This window comes from Streptosporangium lutulentum (genome assembly GCF_030811455.1).
Classification (GTDB): domain Bacteria; phylum Actinomycetota; class Actinomycetes; order Streptosporangiales; family Streptosporangiaceae; genus Streptosporangium; species Streptosporangium lutulentum.
In genome coordinates this window covers 7,354,457-7,372,381 of sequence record NZ_JAUSQU010000001.1, presented here as the reverse complement: position 1 = coordinate 7,372,381, position 17,925 = coordinate 7,354,457, and the positions used below count along the sequence as shown (strand labels likewise).

General features: G+C 68.6%; 13 protein-coding genes. 9 read left to right on the top strand and 4 right to left on the bottom strand.

What is annotated here, in order from left to right; all coding sequences use genetic code 11:
• Positions 1-84: 84 nt before the first annotated feature.
• Positions 85-1,113, top strand: a complete 1,029-nt coding sequence (locus J2853_RS32990; RefSeq protein ID WP_307564614.1) for an acyltransferase family protein — start codon at positions 85-87, stop codon at positions 1,111-1,113.
• 229 nt (positions 1,114-1,342) lie between these two features.
• On the opposite strand, the gene J2853_RS32985 is transcribed toward J2853_RS32990, so the two are convergent.
• Positions 1,343-3,325 carry an NAD(P)-binding protein gene (locus tag J2853_RS32985; protein WP_307564613.1) on the bottom strand — a complete coding sequence of 661 codons (1,983 nt, stop codon included), beginning with the start codon at positions 3,323-3,325 and terminating at the stop codon, positions 1,343-1,345.
• Between the two features lie 527 nt (positions 3,326-3,852).
• Here J2853_RS32985 and J2853_RS32980 point away from each other — a divergent pair.
• Positions 3,853-4,053: an NfeD C-terminal domain-containing protein gene (locus J2853_RS32980; RefSeq protein ID WP_307564612.1), complete on the top strand. Its 201-nt coding sequence runs from the start codon at positions 3,853-3,855 to the stop codon at positions 4,051-4,053.
• A 30-nt stretch (positions 4,054-4,083) separates the two neighbouring features.
• Positions 4,084-5,580 carry an SPFH domain-containing protein gene (locus tag J2853_RS32975; protein ID WP_307564611.1) on the top strand — a complete coding sequence of 499 codons (1,497 nt, stop codon included), beginning with the start codon at positions 4,084-4,086 and terminating at the stop codon, positions 5,578-5,580.
• A gap of 273 nt (positions 5,581-5,853) precedes the next feature.
• On the opposite strand, the gene J2853_RS32970 is transcribed toward J2853_RS32975, so the two are convergent.
• Entirely contained in the window at positions 5,854-6,198 is a 345-nt protein-coding gene (locus J2853_RS32970) for a PRC-barrel domain-containing protein (protein WP_307564610.1), read from the bottom strand.
• A gap of 373 nt (positions 6,199-6,571) precedes the next feature.
• Between J2853_RS32970 and J2853_RS32965 the strand changes: the two genes are divergently transcribed.
• Together J2853_RS32965 and J2853_RS32960 are read left to right on the top strand one after the other, a co-directional pair.
• Positions 6,572-7,216 (top strand): ice-binding family protein, encoded by a 645-nt coding sequence (locus tag J2853_RS32965; RefSeq protein ID WP_307564609.1) that lies wholly within the window; start codon positions 6,572-6,574, stop codon positions 7,214-7,216.
• A gap of 11 nt (positions 7,217-7,227) precedes the next feature.
• Entirely contained in the window at positions 7,228-7,773 is a 546-nt protein-coding gene (locus J2853_RS32960) for an Ig-like domain-containing protein (protein WP_370879441.1), read from the top strand.
• 370 nt (positions 7,774-8,143) lie between these two features.
• Here J2853_RS32960 and J2853_RS32955 read toward each other — a convergent pair whose 3' ends face one another.
• Together J2853_RS32955 and wecB are read right to left on the bottom strand one after the other, a co-directional pair.
• On the bottom strand, positions 8,144-10,201 hold the full coding sequence (locus J2853_RS32955) for a glycosyltransferase family protein (protein ID WP_307564608.1): 2,058 nt from the start codon (positions 10,199-10,201) through the stop codon (positions 8,144-8,146).
• A 63-nt stretch (positions 10,202-10,264) separates the two neighbouring features.
• On the bottom strand, positions 10,265-11,434 hold the full coding sequence (wecB, locus tag J2853_RS32950) for a non-hydrolyzing UDP-N-acetylglucosamine 2-epimerase (protein ID WP_307564607.1): 1,170 nt from the start codon (positions 11,432-11,434) through the stop codon (positions 10,265-10,267).
• A gap of 263 nt (positions 11,435-11,697) precedes the next feature.
• Between wecB and J2853_RS32945 the strand changes: the two genes are divergently transcribed.
• The 4 genes from J2853_RS32945 to J2853_RS32930 all read left to right on the top strand — a co-directional run bounded on the left by J2853_RS32945 (position 11,698) and on the right by J2853_RS32930 (position 17,918).
• Positions 11,698-13,521 carry a glycosyltransferase gene (locus J2853_RS32945; protein WP_307564606.1) on the top strand — a complete coding sequence of 608 codons (1,824 nt, stop codon included), beginning with the start codon at positions 11,698-11,700 and terminating at the stop codon, positions 13,519-13,521.
• Positions 13,522-13,650: 129 nt separating this feature from the next.
• Positions 13,651-14,913, top strand: coding sequence for a nucleotide sugar dehydrogenase (locus J2853_RS32940; protein WP_307564605.1), 1,263 nt, complete (start codon positions 13,651-13,653; stop codon positions 14,911-14,913).
• A 20-nt stretch (positions 14,914-14,933) separates the two neighbouring features.
• Positions 14,934-16,022, top strand: coding sequence for a glycosyltransferase (locus J2853_RS32935; protein ID WP_307564604.1), 1,089 nt, complete (start codon positions 14,934-14,936; stop codon positions 16,020-16,022).
• A gap of 60 nt (positions 16,023-16,082) precedes the next feature.
• Positions 16,083-17,918 (top strand): DUF4434 domain-containing protein, encoded by a 1,836-nt coding sequence (locus J2853_RS32930; protein ID WP_307564603.1) that lies wholly within the window; start codon positions 16,083-16,085, stop codon positions 17,916-17,918.
• Positions 17,919-17,925 lie beyond the last annotated feature (7 nt).

Below are 17,925 nucleotides of genomic sequence, written 5' to 3'. Positions count from 1 at the left end.
CCCGGTGACACCGCGGGGAAGTTCCCCGCGGTGTCACCGGCCGTTCGCCGGGTGTTGGGCGGGACTCGTTACCGTCCGGGGGCTGTGAGTGTCGCAACCCCGCTTCGGGTGGCCTTCCCGCCTGCCGCCGACAGGGATCCGTTCTTCGACAACGCCAAGTTTCTGGCGATCATCCTCGTGGTCTGCGGGCACCTGATCGAGAACCTCCGGGATGTGCCGAGCGCGCACGCCGTGTATTTCTTCGTCTACCTGTTCCACATGCCGCTGTTCATCGTGCTCAGCGGCTATCTGTCGCGAAATTTCACCTTCGGTTCGGGTAAGGCGCGCAAGCTGATCAGCACGCTCGCCGTGCCGTACGTGATCTTCGAGCTGATCTACTCGCTCCCCCGCCTGATCCTGTACGGGAAGCTGGACATCAGCCTGCTCGATCCGTACTTCCTGACCTGGTTCCTGATGTCGCTGTTCCTGTGGCGGCTGTCCACGCCGGTCTGGCAGCAGCTCAGGTGGCCGCTGGCGGTCGCGGTCGGACTGTCCCTGCTGTCGGGGATGAGCAGGCTGCCCGACGAGCTGTCGATGAACCGCACGCTCGGGCTGCTCCCGTTCTACGTGCTCGGGCTCATGCTCCGGCCGGAGCACTTCGCGTGGCTCAGGCGGCGACGGGTCCGGATCGCGGGGGCGGTCACGCTCGTCCTCGGGGTGGTCGCGGCGTTCGCCCTGCACACCCACGTGAAGACCGAGTGGATCCGCTGGCGGAACGCCAACGACGCGATCGGGGTGGACGACCTCACCGGCAGCCTGATCCGGCTGGGCATGCTGGCCGCGGGGGCGCTGCTGGTCGCCGCGTTCCTGGCGGTCACGCCGTCCCGGCGCACCTGGTACTCCACGCTCGGAATGTCGACCATGTACGCCTACCTGCTCCACGGCCTGGTGGTGAAGACGGTCGAGCGGTTCTACGGCGACTGGGCCGCCACCCTGCCGGGGGTGCTGATCGTGACGCTCTTCGGGGTGGGGCTCGCCGTGGTGCTGTGCACGGAGCCGGTGCGGAGAGTGGCCCACTGGGCGGTCGAACCCAAGATGAGCTGGGCCTTCACCAGGTTGAGGCGACCCGGCTGAGTCCGCCCGGGACGGCTCGGGGCCTGTCCGGGACGGTCCGGGACGGCCCGGCCGGTTGCCCGGCTGGGTCGGTCCGGAGGGGTCGGGGCCGAGTCCGCTCGGGAGTCCGGTCGCGATCGGGCGGGCCGAGTCCGCTCGGGAGTCCGGGCGCGATCGCGCGGGGCCGAGTCCGCTCGGGAGTCCGGGCGCGATCGGGCGGGGCCGGGCCGGGAGGTCCCTGATCGGCCGGTCAGCTCTGAAGCTCCCGGACCGCGCGGTAGGCGGCGGTGATCGCCGCGTCGGCGGAGGGGGCCGGTACGGAATCGGAGTTGGCGATCGCGATCCGGCCGACCCGCCGTCGCGCCACGGCCGCGGGGAAGGGCCCGTCGGGATAGAAGCCGAGATCCCACGGGGTGGCGTACTCGGGCGCGCGGCCGTGGCTCCACCGGTTGACCGTGATCGCCTCGATGTCGCGTCCCGGGTCGAAACCCCCCGGGCGGAGCAGCCGGTTGAGCTGGTCGCGGATGCTGTGTTCCAGGTAGCCGTAGGGCGTCGCGAGCAGCCGCCGCCGTCCGAGGACCGAGCCCTCGGCGGGCGATCTGCCCGCCACGGCGGGCGTGCCGGTCAGGTGCACGACGATCGGCTCTTCCGGGTTCTCCGGAGATCTGTAGCGCCCGACGCCGGCCGGACGGCCGAGTTCGGCCGCGCACCAGTAGGCGCCGGTGAACCTGACGCGGTTGACGCCCAGTTCCTTCCAGGCCCGCCAGTCGCGGAGCTGGACCGTCGCGTGGAGCATCGGCACCCTGATCGCCCCGTGCAGCGCCTCCTCCTGCTCGGGGGGAAGGCGGTCGACCAGATAGGGGATCAGCCCGTTCCAGCAGGCCATGATCACGTTTCCGGCCTGGACGGTCCTGACCCTGTTCCCGTCGAAGTAGCCCACCGTGGCGGCGGTGGCCGTGTGGAGATCGCCCTCGTTGGCGGCCGAGACCACCGGGCTGGACAGGCGGACGCGGACCCGGTTGCCCGGCCGGTCGAGCCTGCCGCGGTCGAACCCGGCGGTGGTGATCTCCTCCATGCCGGTGGCCGTGGCGAAGCCGGGGATCATCCGGCCGATCATCATCCGGACGAGCGCCTGGTTGCCCTCGGGGAAGTGGTAGACGTCCGGATCGTTCGCCTCCCAATTTTTGATCATGGTCGGTGAGTTGTACCGGGACGGCTGGGAACGGTCGAGTCCGAGCCCCTGGAAGCCCGGGTAGTCGTGGTCGTCGGCGCTCCCCCACGCGTCGATCGCGCCGAAGGCGTCGGAGCCGTAGCCCCACCTGGCGTTCGGCATGGTCGCGACGTAGCGCAGGACGTCCGGGTGGACCCCGCAGACGTCCTTCAGGAAGTCCGCGTAGGTCAGCGTGGCCAGGCGCCTCTGTTTCTCCTCGGCGGACAGCCCGGGAAACCAGTCGGGCGGATTTCCGTAGAGCATGAGCAGGTCCTTGCCGGCCTGCTCGGCGACGGGCAGCTCGGCGATCCATCCGGGAGCCTTCGTGCCCGGGGCGAGGACGACGAGCTTCTCCGTGGGGAAGGTCTCCCGGTCGCAGAAGACGCCGGCGTGCATCCCGAGGTTCGGGTACAGGTCCTGAGCCGCGTGGCCCTCGAACCGCTGGAGACGGACGCCGAGCCCGCCGAGCAGTTCCCTGCCCTCGGAGGTCCACGCCGAGGGGGTGCTGATCGACGCCGATCCGCCGGACCCGAACAGCGGTCCCTTCCCGCCCGCCGGACGGAACACGTTGCTCTGGGCGTGCCCGCCGACGTCGTCGTGGTTGTCCAGGATCAGGATCCGCGCCTCCGGATCGCGCTCCAGCCATTTGTGCGCGGCGCTGACCCCGCTGATCCCGGCGCCGACCACCACCAGGTCGTAGCACTCACCGGTGGGTTCGGGCGCGTCCGCGTGCGGCCAGAACCGGTGGTCCCGCAGAGCGTGGGGCACGCCGAGCGCCGCCGGGGTGTCGCCCCGCAGCCCGGTGAGGGTCGACGGGCAGGAGTCGCCGGGGTGAATCCTCAGGTCCTCCGGGCCGGTGACGCCGGATCCCGCCGCCACGTCGCCGGCGCGTCCGGACGGCGAGCTCAGCGTCGCGATCATCGCGGCGGCGGCCACGCCGTCGAAGAAGTCGCGGCGGGAGATGGGCCGTTCCATGCCGAGTTCCACGGCCTTACGGGGATTGATCTCGTGAGGATCGGTCATGGGGCGATCCTCACGATTGGAATGATCGTCGGCAGTTGCCGCGCTGCGTTCGCGGGAACTTTTTACCGCGCAGTTGAAATGCTATTGGTGACATCCCTCAGATGTGAATCATGTCCCGATCGTTGAAAATTCAGTCGGTTATTCGGAGAAACAAAACAGTTTTACAGGCGGTTTATCGGCCTTATATTGGATGCGGCTTCGCGAGGATCGCGGAGGGGGGCGCTTCGCCTGTTTCGACAAGGCGCCCGGTCTGCCGGACGCGGTGATCGGGCCCGGGTATGGGCGTGGCGGTCCGGCGTGAGCACGGTGGCGGGTGTGGAAGCGGGGGCGATAACCGGTCTGATATGAGATGTTCGTGTAGGAACGTTGTCATATGCCCGATCGTTATCGATATGAAGATGAGATGTATGGGTTCGCACCAATAGTTTGGTTACACCCAAATTCGTACCGTAATGGGTGGTGAAGTCGGTCATATCGGAGTAGCGTCCGCGCTTGCGGGTGTGTTTCTGGTGGACGGGGAGTCTCGCGTGGTCGGTAAGCAGGGCAGGGTCACCGGAAAGATCGGCCCCGGTCTGGTCGGGGAGGTGATGGTGGCGGTTCGCGGGGGTGTCGAAGCGTTCTACGCGCATCCCACGGTCCCCGATGAGGAAATCGCCGCGGGTTCGATCGTCGTCGTCGTCGAATACTTCCCGCCGCGTACGGTCTATGTCGCCCGCGCGTTCGTCTGATCTCCCCTCCCCCTCACCACGGAGGCTGCGATGCCTACGGAATACCTCATCATCGGAGGCGTCGTCCTTGTCGCCCTCCTCGTCCTCATCCTGCTGTTCAAGGCCGTCTGGCGGGTGGCCGAGCCCAACGAGGCGCTGATCATCTCCGGTCTCGGCGCCCGGGGTAAGACCGAGGTCACCGACAGCCTCGGATTCAAGATCATCACGGGTAAGGGCACCTCCGTGCTCCCCGGGTTCCAGACCGCCCGCCGCCTGCGCCTGGACAGCCGCGCGGCCAACCTCCAGGTCTCCTGCGTCACCCAGCAGGGCATCCCGGTGGTGGTGCGGGGCGTGGTGATCTACAAGGTCGGCGACGACCTCCACTCCATCGCCAACGCCGCCCGCCGCTTCCTCGACCAGCAGGACTCGATGAACGGAGCCATCCACGAGCTGTTCACCGGTCACCTGCGCTCGATCATCGGCAACCTGACCGTCGAGGACCTCATCCTCAACCGCGAACGGCTGACCGGCGAGACCCGCGCCTCGGCCGCCGACGAGATGATCAAGCTCGGCCTGATCGTCGACTCGCTGCAGATCCAGGAGATCGACGACGAGACCGGATACATCACCAACCTCGGCAAGCCGCACGCCGCCAGGATCGCCGCCTCCGCCCGCATCGCCGAGGCTCAGCGCGACCAGGAGGCCACCGAGGCCGAGCAGGTCGCCGCGGCCAACAAGGCGTCCGCCTGGCGTGACTCCAAGATCAAGCAGGCCGCCTACCAGGCGGAGATCGACGAGGCCCAGGCGAGGTCCCGCCAGGCCGGCCCGTTGTCGGAGGCGTCGGCCCGCCAGGAGGTCGTGGTCCAGGAGACCCGGGCGGCCGAGCTTGAGGCGGCGCTGGCCGAGCAGCGGCTCCAGGCCCAGGTCCGCAAGCCCGCGGACGCCAAGGCGTACGAGACCGTGACGGCCTCCAGGGCCGAGCGCGACGCGCGCATCGCCCAGGCCGAGGCCGAGGCCCGCGAGACCGAGCTCCGCGCCGCCGCGCAGGCCTCACAGGTCAAGCAGGCCGCGGCGGCCGAGGCGGAGTCCGTACGGCTGCGCGGCCTGGCGGCCGGTGAGGCCACCACGGCCACCGGTGTGGGTGAGGCCGAGGCGGCCAAGGCCCGAGGTCTCGCCCTGGCGGAGGCCACCCGGGCACAGGGTCTGGCGGAGGCGGAATCCGCCAGGGCGAAGGGTCTGGCGGAGGCGGAGGCGATCCGGGCCCGGGCGGAGGCCCTGGCCGACAACCAGGAGGCGGTCATCGCCCAGCAACTCGCCGAGAACTGGCCCCAGATCGTCGAAGCAGGGGCCAAGGCCTTCGGCAACGTCGACCACATGGTCGTCCTCAACGGCGCCCAGGGCATCGAGGAGATGCTGGCCAAGGCCCTCACCCTCGGCGGCACCGGTCTGGGCCTCGCCCGCTCCCTCCTGAACGGCGCCACCCCCGCCCCCCTCGTGAACGGCGTCGAGCCCGAAACCGTCAAGAGGCCAGCGGACACCACCCCCTGACACCCGGCCGCCGTACCGGCTCCAGCCCCGTTTGCGCCCGGGATTCCGCTGATCTGCCGGTTCTTTGTCATTCTCGACGGATGGGGATGGGGCATATCGGCGTGAGAAAGTTCGAGCCGGGGAGTTGGGGCGCGTCCTTTCACGTGGTGTACGGGAGAGATCGTGGATCCCGCCCCTGAGGCGGCAGGGGCGCACCCTCGGATGGTCATGAAAAGATTGACGGGTGCACAATGGGCTCTTCCTGGAGAAGAAGAGCCCATTGGCGGTTAACGACTACAGCGTGCCGTAGTAACTGCCGAGACTGTCGCGGTAGCCGGGCTCCTTGTAGGTTTCCTCATCGAACTCCGGAGCGTTCTTGATCTCTTCCTTGGTGCGGGCCACATAGATTTTGCGCTCCTGGGGATCCACCCGGTGCACCGTGCCGGCGGGCAGCACGACTTTCTTGCCGAAAATCCAGAATCCCGTGTCGACGACGATATAGCTGTCGCCCACCACGTTGTTCTCTTCGTCCACCGAACCGATCTTGCCGTCGGTGGTCTCGACGTCGTACCCGACCAGGTCCAGCATCTGGTCGTCGCTGTGCGCCTGGGGGTTGTAGTCCCACATGTTCTCGATCATGGTCGGACTCCCTCTCTTTAGCGATGGTGGGGCACTCGTCGCTCTACCCGGCGTGTTCGACCTAAACAAATGCGTGCCCGTTTTCGAGCGCGGTATCTCGGATTCCGATCCTGATCTCAGACGTCGCCGGAGTATTGACCGACGTCTCGATATATCAATATCGGCCAACATGATGCGAAAAAGATTCTTATTGTATGGAACATTGCAGATCGCATCCCATTTTTCGCATATAAGACGGGCGAATATGCGCGACTGGGATCTGTGCGTATGTCGTATGGCGAATATGACGCTGTCGCTCAGTAAAGTCGGAAGGGTTGGTTCATCATCGACAATATGCCTGAACTGCTAAATATCGGAATAAAAGGAGAATGTTATGGTAGGCGCTCGTCGCCCTTACGCTGCGCCGCCGAATATCGTCCGTTCCTGGCTGGCGGGAGTTCTCACCGTCGTGGCCGCGATGGGGGCTCTCGTCGCGACGCCACATGCCGCGAGTGCGGCGGCACCGGTGGTGCTCGGCACGGCCGCGGACTTCGCGGTTCTGGCTGGGAGCACCGTCACCAACACCGGTTCCACCGTGGTCACCGGGAACCTCGGGCTGAGCCCGGGCACGGCGGTGACCGGCTTTCCGCCCGGCACCGTGAACGGAACCATCCATGCGGCCGACGCCGACGCCGCGCAGGCCCAGGTCGACCTGACCGCCGCCTACGACGATGCCGCCGCTCGGACTCCTGCCGCCACCGTGCCGACGGAACTCGGCGGGACCACCGTGACGCCAGGGGTCTACACCTCCGCCGCGGGCACCTTCGGGATCACCGGGAACCTGACCCTCAACGCGCAGGGAGACCCGAACACGGTCTTCGTCTTCCAGGCGGCCTCCACCCTCGTCACCGCGTCCGCCAGCACGGTGACCCTCACCGGGGGAGCCCAGGCGAGCAACGTCTTCTGGCAGGTCGGCAGCTCGGCAGCTCGGCCACGCTGGGAACCAACTCCAGCCTCACCGGGAACATCCTCGCGCTGACCTCGATCACGGTGACCACCGGCGTGACCGTCAACGGCCGCGCCCTGGCCCGCAACGGCGCCGTCACCCTGGACACCAACACCGTCACCAGGCCCGCCGTCTCGCCATGTGGAACGGCCACGACGACGACCACGCTGACCTCCCCGTGTGCCTCGGTGAACAGCGGTCCGATCGTCTTCACCGCGACGGTGACCCCGTCTGACGCGACGATTCCCACCGGCTTGGTGGCCTTCTCCACCGACGATTTGATGCTGGGCACGGCCCCGCTCGACGCCGACGGCCACGCCAGACTGATCGTCAGAGCCCTCCCCATCGGTGTGCACCGCGTCTTCGCCACCTTCCGGGGCACGGCCCGGCTCGACCCCAGCACCGCACTGCTGATCCAGCGCGTCGGCCTGGGCTGCGCATGCTCGACGACATCCCGGACGCTGAAACCCGGTGACCGCGGACAGCGCCGCGAGGACCGGAGCGCTCTCGCGACCGGACAGAAGATCGGTACGCAGGTCAAGGTCGACGCGGACCGGAGCGGGGGCGACTGCGGCGACCGCCACGCCTAACTCGGGCTTCGGCCACGGGTGATCCCCAGCCGCTGGTCCTTCAGCGACCCTTTGAGAGAACGGTCGAGATCTGCGCCGGTAGTGGGCTCGCCGGGCCCGGGCCCGGCGGCGTCACCATGACCGGCGCTGGATCTCTTCGACAGAGCACACCGCCGCGATCGCGCGAGTCCGTACGAGCGGACCGCCTGCCGCTACGAACTCGACGGGCGGTTCCGAGGCGCCGGGCCGTGTTCCTCCGCGGACGGCCGCGCCCTGCCCGGTCCGTGGGAGCCTCCGCACCACACCTGCGGACAGGGCGAAACCGGCATGGCCGTACGGCTGCCGCTTGGAGGTCCCGGTCCGTTGACCCGGCCTTCGGACCCGTGCGGGCTCAGATCATGACGTGGTCTTCGGGGTGGCCGACGAAGGAGAACTGCGCGCCGCGGGTGAGCTTGTGGTCGTCGGGCTGCCAGGTGTGCATCGCGGGGTCGCCGCTGCGCCAGTAGACGAAGTTGAACCGGTCGGCGGAGTAGATCTTGACCCGGTCCTCCTTGAGCTGCCGGACCATGCGGGTGTCCTCGCCCCGCGTGACGTCCTCGAAGCCGTAGTGGCGGAACATGTCGGTCTTGCCGAGGAAGGTGCCGCCCTGCACCAGCCAGGCGTAGCGATGCTCCAGGCCCGGCATGCGGAGCATCGTGGTGTTGGTGCCCTCGAAGTAGGCGTAGTGGGCGCCCTTGCCGACGAGTTCGGCGTCGGAGTAGTCGAAGGCGCGGGCCAGGTCGGACAGGTAGTGCGCGCCGTAGAGGTTGTCGTCGTCCATCTTGGCGACCAGCTCGCCCTCGGCGGCGGCGATGCCCATGTTGAGGCAGGCGCCGAGGGAGAGCGAGGAGTCGGCGGCCAGGACCGTGACGTCGATGATGCCGGCCATCCGGGCCTTGTCGGCGACGACGACGGGGTCGATGTCGAGGCCGTGCAGGACCATCACGAGCTGGAGGGGCTGGTGGGTCTGGCGGGCCACCGAGGCGATCGCGTGCTCAAGCTGGGAGGCGCGGTTGGTGGGCAGCACCACGGAGATCGACCGGGTCCGGGGTTCGACGGGCCTGCCGAGGACCTGGAGGATCTGGTCCACGCGGTGGGTGAACAGGTGCTTGTCGAAGACCTCGCGCATGGCCAGGTGCCCCTGGCGGGCGCGGAGCTCGGGACTGTTGATCAGGTGCAGGACCTGGTTGTAGGACTCCAGCTCGTCGTGGGCGATCGGGATCAGCGAGCCGAAGGTCTCCTCGATGGCACGGGACCAGCCGGAGACGATCGAGGTCGAGCAGGCCGACAGCTCGAAGACCCGGCGGGCGCACATGGTCGGGGAGTCGAGGACCGAGTTCACGTTGAGGAAGACCTTGTACATCTTGTACGCGGCCAGCATCTGGTCGTAGGGGAGCTCGCCCACGATGTGCGGGACGTACTCGGCGGGCCAGGCGTACTTCTCGTCCACGGTGCCGTTGCGGGCGAAGATGTGCAGGCCGAGCTCGCGGATCGGGGCGAGGACGGTCTCCATCTGCTCGCGGCGCTCCGGGTGCTTGTCCCTGAAGTACATGCCCGCGAAGACCACGTCGTGCAGCCGTCCGCGCTTCTCCTGGATCGGGTTGTGCACCCGGGGCTGGGCCGCGAACTGCAGGACGTCGACCCGGTCGTGTCCCAGCACCTCGCGGTAGCGGGGCACCATGTCGCCGTCGCAGGTGAAGACGTGGTCGAACAGCTTGGCCGTGTCGATGAAGAAGTCGAAGTTCGGCGGGTCTTCCTTGTTCCAGAAGATCGTGGGGATCCCCTCGGCGCGGCACCAGTCGATCAGGGCGCGCAGCTCCGGCTTGGGGGCGTTGTTCCCGGTCATCTGGTAGCGCCAGCGGCCCTGGTTGCCGTGCCAGGCCGACTCCACGAACAGCAGCTCGGGCCGGTTCTCGGCGAAGATCTCCGGCCAGTCGCGGAGCCCGAACTCGATCTGGTTCCACTCGTACTTGAACGCCATCCGGGAGAAGTCGTCCAGGATGACGGCGACCTTCATGTCGGGACGCGTGACCGGTCCCGCCGGCCACTTCACCTGCGGCACGTCCACGGACGGACCCCGGTGGTCCAGCTCCTCGATCACCTCGGCGACCGGCCGGGGCGGCTTGGGCCCCTTGCGCGTCTGCATCGCCGAGCGCAGCTTGCCCGGCAGCGCCACGACGCCCGCCCCCTTGGCCGTGGTCAGGACCTCGGCCACCCGGTAGGGACGCTGGACCTTGGTGGACTCCAGCTTCCACTGGGCGTAGTCGGCCCGGGCCTCGGCGATGGCGAGCCGCCGCTCCAGGTCCCGGACACGCTCCTCGAAGCGCTCGACGACCTTGCGCTCCTCGGGCAACCAGTTGATCGGCCCGAGACGGTGGTACTTCGGCTCTTCGGGGGTCTCTTCACTCATGAGGGCTCGCCTTTGTCCGGGGTCGTGCCAGGGTACGGCTTCGGCCGTACCTAATTAGCCGCTTTACAGGGATTTGGGCGGTACGGCTTGCCCCGCCGGGGAGAGGTTCTCGCCGCGGAGCCAGGACTCGATCACCCGGGCGATCCTGGGCCCGGCCTTGCCGTCCCAGAGCGGGGGCAGGTCGCCGGAAGGCGTCGCCGCGCCGTCCGCCAGGGCCCTGTCGGCGGCGGCGGGCAGCAGCGCCGGGGTGACCAGCCGGTTGGTGCCGTGCGTGATGGTGATCGGCCGCTCGGTGTTGGGCCGGACGGTCAGGCAGGGGACGCCCAGCATGGTCGTCTCCTCCTGCACGCCGCCGGAGTCGGTGACGACCAGGGCCGCGCCCCGCACGAGTGACATGAAGTCCACGTAGCCCAGCGGGTCGATGATCGACAGGTTGCCGCCGGTCACCAGCCCCGCCTCGGCCAGGCGTTCGCGGCCCCGAGGGTGGATCGGCACCACGATCGGCAGGCGCTCGCTCACCTCCAGTACGGCGTCGACCAGCTCCTTCGCGGAAGCCGGGTCGTCGACGTTGGCGGGACGGTGCAGGGTGGCCACTCCGTACCGCTCCGGGAGCCCGAGTCGCGAGCGGACCGAGGCCGGGTCGAGACGGTCCAGCGCGGAGAACAGGCTGTCGATCATCGGGTTGCCGACGAGATGGACCCGCGCCGGATCCACGCCCTCGGCCGCCAGATGCGAGAGCGCGTCCGGCGAGGTGGCGAAGAGGATGTCGGAGAGGGCGTCGGTGACGACCCGGTTGACCTCCTCGGGCATCTCCCGGTCGAAGGAGCGCAGGCCCGCCTCGACGTGCGCGGTCGGGATGTGGAGCTTGGAGCAGACCATGATCGCGGCCAGCGTCGAGTTCACGTCGCCGTAGACGACGACCAGCGAGGGCGCGTGCTCAAGCACGACATCCTCAAGGCCGATCAGCAGGGCGGCCGTCTGGCGCGCGTGCGAGCCGGATCCGACGCCCAGATTGGCGATCGGCTCGGGAAGGCCGAGATCGGCGAAGAACACGTCCGACATGAGCGCGTCGTAGTGCTGACCGGTGTGGACGATGCCCTGTCTCACCCCCAGCGCGGCGAGAGCGCGCACCACGGGAGCGGCCTTCGGGAAGTTGGGCCGCGCGCCGAGGACGTGCAGGACGAGGGGATTTTCAGGGCCCGGGGCAGTACCCGGAGGACCAAAGTCCCTCATTGACCTCGCCTTTCATACGGCAGTGGGGCAAACGTTGCCTATGGTACGGTCACGGCGTGGTATCCGATGCCAACAGGCCATACTCCCCCGTGGTTTCAGTGAAATCGGTTCCAGCTTCAGCGGAGTCCGTACCAGATTCACCGAAGTCGGTTCCCGTTCCCCCAGAGGCCGTTCTTCCGGTTTCGGCGACGTCCGCTTCGGATTCGGCCGAGCCCGTTCCGGCTTCGGCGAAACCCGTTTCAGATTCACAGGAGCCCGCGCTGGTGTCAGACAAGCCCGTTCCGGCTCTCCCCGAGCCCGTTCCGGCAGAGCCCGCCCCGGTTTCCGCGGAGCCCGCCTCCGCCGCGCCGGAGACCGTTCCGGTCGCACCGGAGCCCACCGCGCCGGAGTCCGCTCCCGTTTCGGCGGAGTCCGTTCCGGTCCCGCCGGAGGCGGTCCCGGCTGCGGCGAATCCGGTTTCCGCGAAGTCGGCCCGCGCCGGCCTGCGCGGACTCATCAAGGGGTTCGCCCGGCACCCGGTGATCGTCTCCCGCGTGGTGGCGACGAAGGTCAAGTCCGATCCGATGCGGGTGGCGCAGGCGGCCGCGGAGACACTTCCGCCGCGGGTGCGTCCCGTCGTGGGTCGTTTCGCCTGGCCCGTCGCGCGCCGGGCCAAGATCGTCGTTCGCAAGCTCGGCATGCGTCTCGTGCGGGGACCGTGGGACGACGCGAAGGCGCACTTCGACGCCGGCCGGATGACCGAGGCCGCCGCGGTGCTCCAGGCGCACACCCGATACCCGTTCATCAAGCGCCGTGCCCTCTACTACGCCGGTGAGCTGGCCTCCATCCAGCCGAACCCGATCCCGCCCAAGGCGAAGGTGATCGTCGGCGAGCGGATCGCGGGCCGGGTGCTGCACTGTGTCACCAACGCCCTGCCGTACACGCAGGCCGGATACACCGTGCGCACGCACCGGATCGTCACCGCGCAGAGGGCCCTCGGGCTGGACCCGCACGTCGTGACCAGCTGGGGCTGGCCGATGATGCAGGGCCACGCCGACGCCACGCCGTACGAGGAGATCGACGGGACCCCCTACCACCGCCTGATCCCGAGCGGCGAGGTGCCCTTCGAGAGCCAGGGCCGGATGATCCGGGGCGCCGGCGAGGTGACCGAGCTGGTCAGGACGCTCCGGCCGCAGGTGCTGCACGCCGCGACCGACCACCGCAACGGCTCGGTGGCGCTCGCCGTGCGCGAGCGTACCGGCACGCCGATGGTCTACGAGGTCCGGGGCTTCCTGGAGGAGACCTGGGCGTCCCGCGACCCCAAGCGCATCGGCAGCCAGCGGCACGTGCTCCAGCGTGACCGCGAGGCGTTCATCATGCGCTCCGCCGACGCCGTGGTCACCCTCGCGGAGACCATGGCCGCCGAGATCGTCGAGCGGGGCGTGCCGAGAGAGAAGATCTTCCTGGCGCCCAACGCCGTGGACGACTCGTTGCTGGTCGCGGAGTACGACGGAGCGGCGTTCCGCGCCGCCTACGGCATCGAGCCCGGCGAGATCGTCATGGGCTCCGTGTCGAGCATCGTGGCCTACGAGGGCTTCGCGACCATGATCAACGCTGCCGCGCTCCTGCGGGACCAGGGCGCGCCGGTCAAGGTGCTGCTCGTCGGCGACGGCGTGGAGCGGGCGGCGCTGCTGGAGCAGGTCGAGGAACTGGGGCTGGGGGACATCGCGATCCTGCCCGGCAGGGTCGGTCCCGAGGAGGCGCTGCAGGCGCAGGCGGCCATCGACATCTTCGTCTGCCCGCGCGAGGACCTGCGAGTCTGCCGACTTGTTACACCATTGAAACCGGTCGAGGCGATGGCTCTCGGCAAGCCGGTCGTACTGAGCGATCTGCCTGCCCTGTCGGAGCTCGTGGGTTCAGACGGGGCCGGGCTTCTGGTGCCCGCGGGTGACCCCGAGGCGCTCGCCAAGGCGATCGCGGGACTGCGTGACGATCCGGAGCGGCGGGCCGCGATGGGTGAGGCCGGACGGGCTGAAGTGGCGTCCAAGCGCACCTGGAGCCGCATTGCCGAGACCTACCGTGGTATCTACCAATCCATTGCCGGTTGATGGTCTCGTGTTGATAGCGGGGAAAGCTGCCGTTTGCGATGCGTTCAATCACATTAGGCGTGGCTCGTTCGGACTTGAGATAGCCTTTGCCACCATGAAGTGTTGTTTCCGGCATTCCAAGGTCTTCCAGTGACTGCCTACGACCTGGCCGTCATAGGTCTGGGCTACGTCGGCATGCCCTTGGCCAAGGAGGCCACGGCGGCAGGGCTGCGAGTCGTCGGCTTCGAGGTCGATCCGCAGAAGGTGGAGGCTCTCAACGCCGGCCACTCCTACATCGACGACCTGACCGACGCCGACCTCGAGCACATGCTCGTCAGCGGCTTCAGCGCCACGCTGGACGAGTCCGTGCTCGCGAAGAGCCGCACCATCATCATCTGCGTGCCGACCCCGCTGGACGAGGACCACCGCCCCGACCTGTCGGCGGTGGAGGGCGCCACCAACGTCGTCGCCCGCAACCTGAGCGCGGGGTCCCTGGTGGTCCTGGAGTCCACCACCTGGCCCGGCACCACCGACGAGATCGCCCGCCCGATCCTGGAGGCCTCCGGTCTCGTCGCGGGCGTCGACTTCCACCTCGCCTTCTCGCCCGAGCGCATCGACCCGGGCAACCCCAAGTACGGGCTGCGCAACACCCCCAAGGTCGTCGGCGGTTACACGCCCGCCTGCAAGGACCGCGCGGTCGGGTTCTACTCCCAGTTCATCGAACAGGTCGTGCCGGTCAGCGGCACTCGCGAGGCCGAGATGGCCAAGCTCCTGGAGAACACCTACCGGCACGTCAACATCGCCCTCGTCAACGAGATGGCGATCTTCTGTGACGAGCTCGGCGTCGACCTCTGGGAGTCCATCGAGGCCGCGGCCACCAAGCCGTTCGGCTTCCAGAAGTTCCTGCCGGGACCGGGAGTCGGGGGACACTGCATCCCCGTCGACCCGTCCTACCTGTCCTACAGGGTGCGCAAGCTGGGCTACCCCTTCCGGTTCGTGGAGCTGGCCCAGGAGATCAACGAGCGGATGCCGTCCTACGTGGTGGCCCGCGTGCAGCGGCTGCTCAACCGGCAGAAGAAGGCCGTGAACGGCTCCAAGGTGGTGCTGCTCGGCGTCACCTACAAGCCGGACATCGCCGACGAGCGCGAGACGCCGGCCGTGCCGGTCGCCCGCGTGCTCCTGGAGCTCGGGGCGGAGCTCGTCTTCGTTGATCCATACGTAAAGGAATGGCGAGTGGACGGCACCTCGGTGCCGCGTGAGGAAGACCTTGCCAGGGCGGTCGCGGACGCGGATGTGACGTTGCTGCTTCAGCAGCACGCAGCCTTCGACCTGTCGATCGTCGAGGACCACGGCAGACTCGTGCTCGACACCCGAGGCGTGCTCGCCGAGGGTGAACGCGTCGAGCGGCTCTAGCGACGAAAGGGCTGCGCGCAGTGCACGTGCTCGTCATGACGGTGGTGCATCACCCCGAGGACGCCCGGATCCTGCACCGGCAGATCCGCGCGCTCGTGGATGCCGGTCATGAGGTCACGTATGCCGCGCCCTTCAGCGCGCGGGGCGTCATGGCCCGATCCTGGGTGAACGGCGTCGACCTCCCCCGGGCGGCCGAACGCAAGCGGCTGACGGCCGTTCGCGCCGCGCGCAAGGTGTTCAAGCGCATGCGCAAGCAGGTCGACCTGGTGGTCATCCACGACCCCGAGCTGCTGCTCGCGGTCGTGGGGATGCGCAAGCGGCCCCCGGTGGTCTGGGACGTGCACGAGGACACCCCGGCGACCCTGTCGCTGAAGCCCTGGCTGCCCGCGTTCATGCGTCCGCCGGTGCGGTTCCTGGCCCGGATGCTCGAAGGCGCGGCCGAGCGGCACCTGCACCTGCTCCTGGCCGAGACCGCCTACGCCGGCCGGTTCCGCCAGGCCCACCTGGTGGTGCCCAACGAGACCTGGGTGCCCGACGACGTGATCGCGCCGGGCGACGACCGCGTCGTCTACCTCGGCTGGTTGTCGGAGGCGCGAGGGGTGCGCGAGGCCGTCGAGGTGGGCAGGTTACTCCAGCCGTACCGGGTGGCGGTCGAGCTGATCGGCTACGCCGACCCCCAGTCGCGGCCGATCCTGAACGAGGCGGTGGCCGAGGGCGTGCTGGAGTGGCGCGACTTCATGCCGAACGACGAGGCGCTCAAGCGGCTCGACGGCGCGCTGGCCGGGCTCTCCCTCCTGCGCGACGAGCCCAACTACCGGCACTCCATGCCCACGAAGATCGTGGAGTACATGGCCCACGGCATTCCCGTGATCACCACTCCCTCGCCCCGCGCGGTCGAGCTCGTCGAACGCTACGACAGCGGGATGGTCGTCCCCTGGCAGGACCCCAAGGCCGTCGCCCAGGCCGTGCTCTGGCTGCGGGACGACGTCCGGGAGCGGCACGCCCGGGGAGCGCGAGGGTATGCGGCGGCCCGTGCCAACCACCACTGGCCCAACTCCGCCCGCCGTTTCGTCGCCCAGCTTGAGGCGTGGGCAGGCGTCAAGAGCTGAACCTTCGTACGGCGAAGCAGCTTATGTCCGCCTGATCGCAAGAACGGTAGTGTCCTGATCGTGCGCTGGCTCATCGCTTTCCTAGGCGTGGCGATCATCGCCGTGGTGGCAGCGATCGTGCTGGTCGCCCCCATCGATGTGATCTCTCCGACGGGTGACAGCGCGTCGATCGCGTCCTCCTCCGCCCCCTCGTCGACCTCCTCCACCCCGACTCCGGCCGCGGACGAGTTCACCGATCCGTGTGGAACGTTCGACACGGCCATGCCCTCCCCGTACGCGCTGACCGGTTACTGGCTCATCCCGACCGTCGACCACTGCACCTGGCGACGGCAGTTCGACGCGATCCACAAGGTGGGCGGCGACACCGTCATCCGGATCGGGTGGGGTCTGCAGGACCGGGGCGTCGACGGGGACGGCTGGATCCTCGACAAGGACGGGAACCTCGACCCCCGCTACAAGCCCTGCGAGGAGAACGGGCTGCCGTGCGTGAAGGCGGCGGAGCAGGAGCTCAAGGCGGCCAACCCGGGCAACGAGGTGACCTCGACCTTCGTGTACCGGACCGACGAGGCGTTCGGCCCGGACCTGTTCCGCTGTCCCGAGTTCGAGAAGAAGATCTCCGTAGGAAAGACCGTCTTCTACCGGATCGTCGCGCCCGACGACGGTACCGACGACCCGAGCTGCGAGAACATCAGGAACGTGGGCCGCGGCTACCACGTGATCCTGATCGCGGGTGCGGAGCAGGACAGCCTCACCGAGCTGCTGGATCTCGGCGACAGGTTCGGGGTGAAGGTCTACCCGGCGCTGCCGCTGTCGCCGCGCGATCCGGCCCAGGAGACGCGGGCGTCCAAGGAGGGCATCGACACCCTCACCACGCTCACCCGGCGGATCATGCAGGACTACGGGGCCCGGTTCCAGAACCGGACCTCGCTGGCGGGCTTCTACCAGCCGTTCGAGCTGCAGATGCGCGACATGACGTACGACGGCGACGGCGGGGAGGAGGACAACCCGACGCTCAAGGTCTACGCCTCGCAGCACGAGATCGTGGATCAGGAGATGCCCGGCAAGCCGATCCTGGTCAGTCCCTACCTCGACGCGCGCAAGCGGCTGTCGTTCAGCGCCACGCCCCAGCAGGTCGCCAAGGGCTTCGAGGCCCTGGCCAGGACCGGGGTCGGGATCATCGCGCCGCAGGACAGCCGGGGCACCGGCAAGGTCGGGCTCTTCTGGCCGGACCAGCGCGAGGAGAACGTGGACGAGCGGCTGCGCCCGGTCGTGGGGGAGGCGACCAACGGCACCGCGTATTACGGCTCGACCCGCGACTACTACCGGGCGATGGCCGAGGCGCGGACCAAGATGGTCGAGCAGGGCTACAACGTGCAGCTCTGGGCCAACGTGGAGGCCTTCGAGCCGTCCGACGAGGACTTCTGTGAGGAGAGGGCCGGCACCAGGGGGCGCACCGACAAGGAACGGCTCGACACGGCCATCGCCCAGGTCGGGCGGTATGTCTCCAAGGTCGTCTCCTACATGTGGAGCGACTTCTTCACCTGCGGATCCCCGTCCCTCTCCGAGGAGATCGCCCGCGACTGGGACCGGCCCATCGCGGTCGACGCGGTCCGCAAGGGGCGTGACATCCAGGACGGCCTGGAGATCCGGGGATACAACCTGCTCATGGGCTCCAAGGTGACGCTCACCTGGGACGGGCAGGACAGCCCGAAGGTCGTCGAGGTGGCCGGGGTGAACCTGACGGAGCCGCTGCCCGACCTGCCCGTCCGGATGGAGACGGCGTGGATCCCACTCGACTGGTCACAGGTGCTGGCGGGGGCGTGGATCAAGGTCTCGGTCGCGACGGCCGATGGGCGGGCCGCCGCCGAGACGTTACACGTCCGGGCGGGCGCCTGATCGGTGT

Coding starts and splice junctions, on each gene's coding strand:
- J2853_RS32985 (WP_307564613.1), bottom strand. CDS start 3,325: ATGACCGATCCTCACGAGATCAATCCCCGTAAGGCCGTGGAACTCGGC.
- J2853_RS32965 (WP_307564609.1), top strand. CDS start 6,572: ATGGTAGGCGCTCGTCGCCCTTACGCTGCGCCGCCGAATATCGTCCGT.
- J2853_RS32955 (WP_307564608.1), bottom strand. CDS start 10,201: ATGAGTGAAGAGACCCCCGAAGAGCCGAAGTACCACCGTCTCGGGCCG.
- wecB (WP_307564607.1), bottom strand. CDS start 11,434: ATGAGGGACTTTGGTCCTCCGGGTACTGCCCCGGGCCCTGAAAATCCC.
- J2853_RS32970 (WP_307564610.1), bottom strand. CDS start 6,198: ATGATCGAGAACATGTGGGACTACAACCCCCAGGCGCACAGCGACGAC.
- J2853_RS32975 (WP_307564611.1), top strand. CDS start 4,084: ATGCCTACGGAATACCTCATCATCGGAGGCGTCGTCCTTGTCGCCCTC.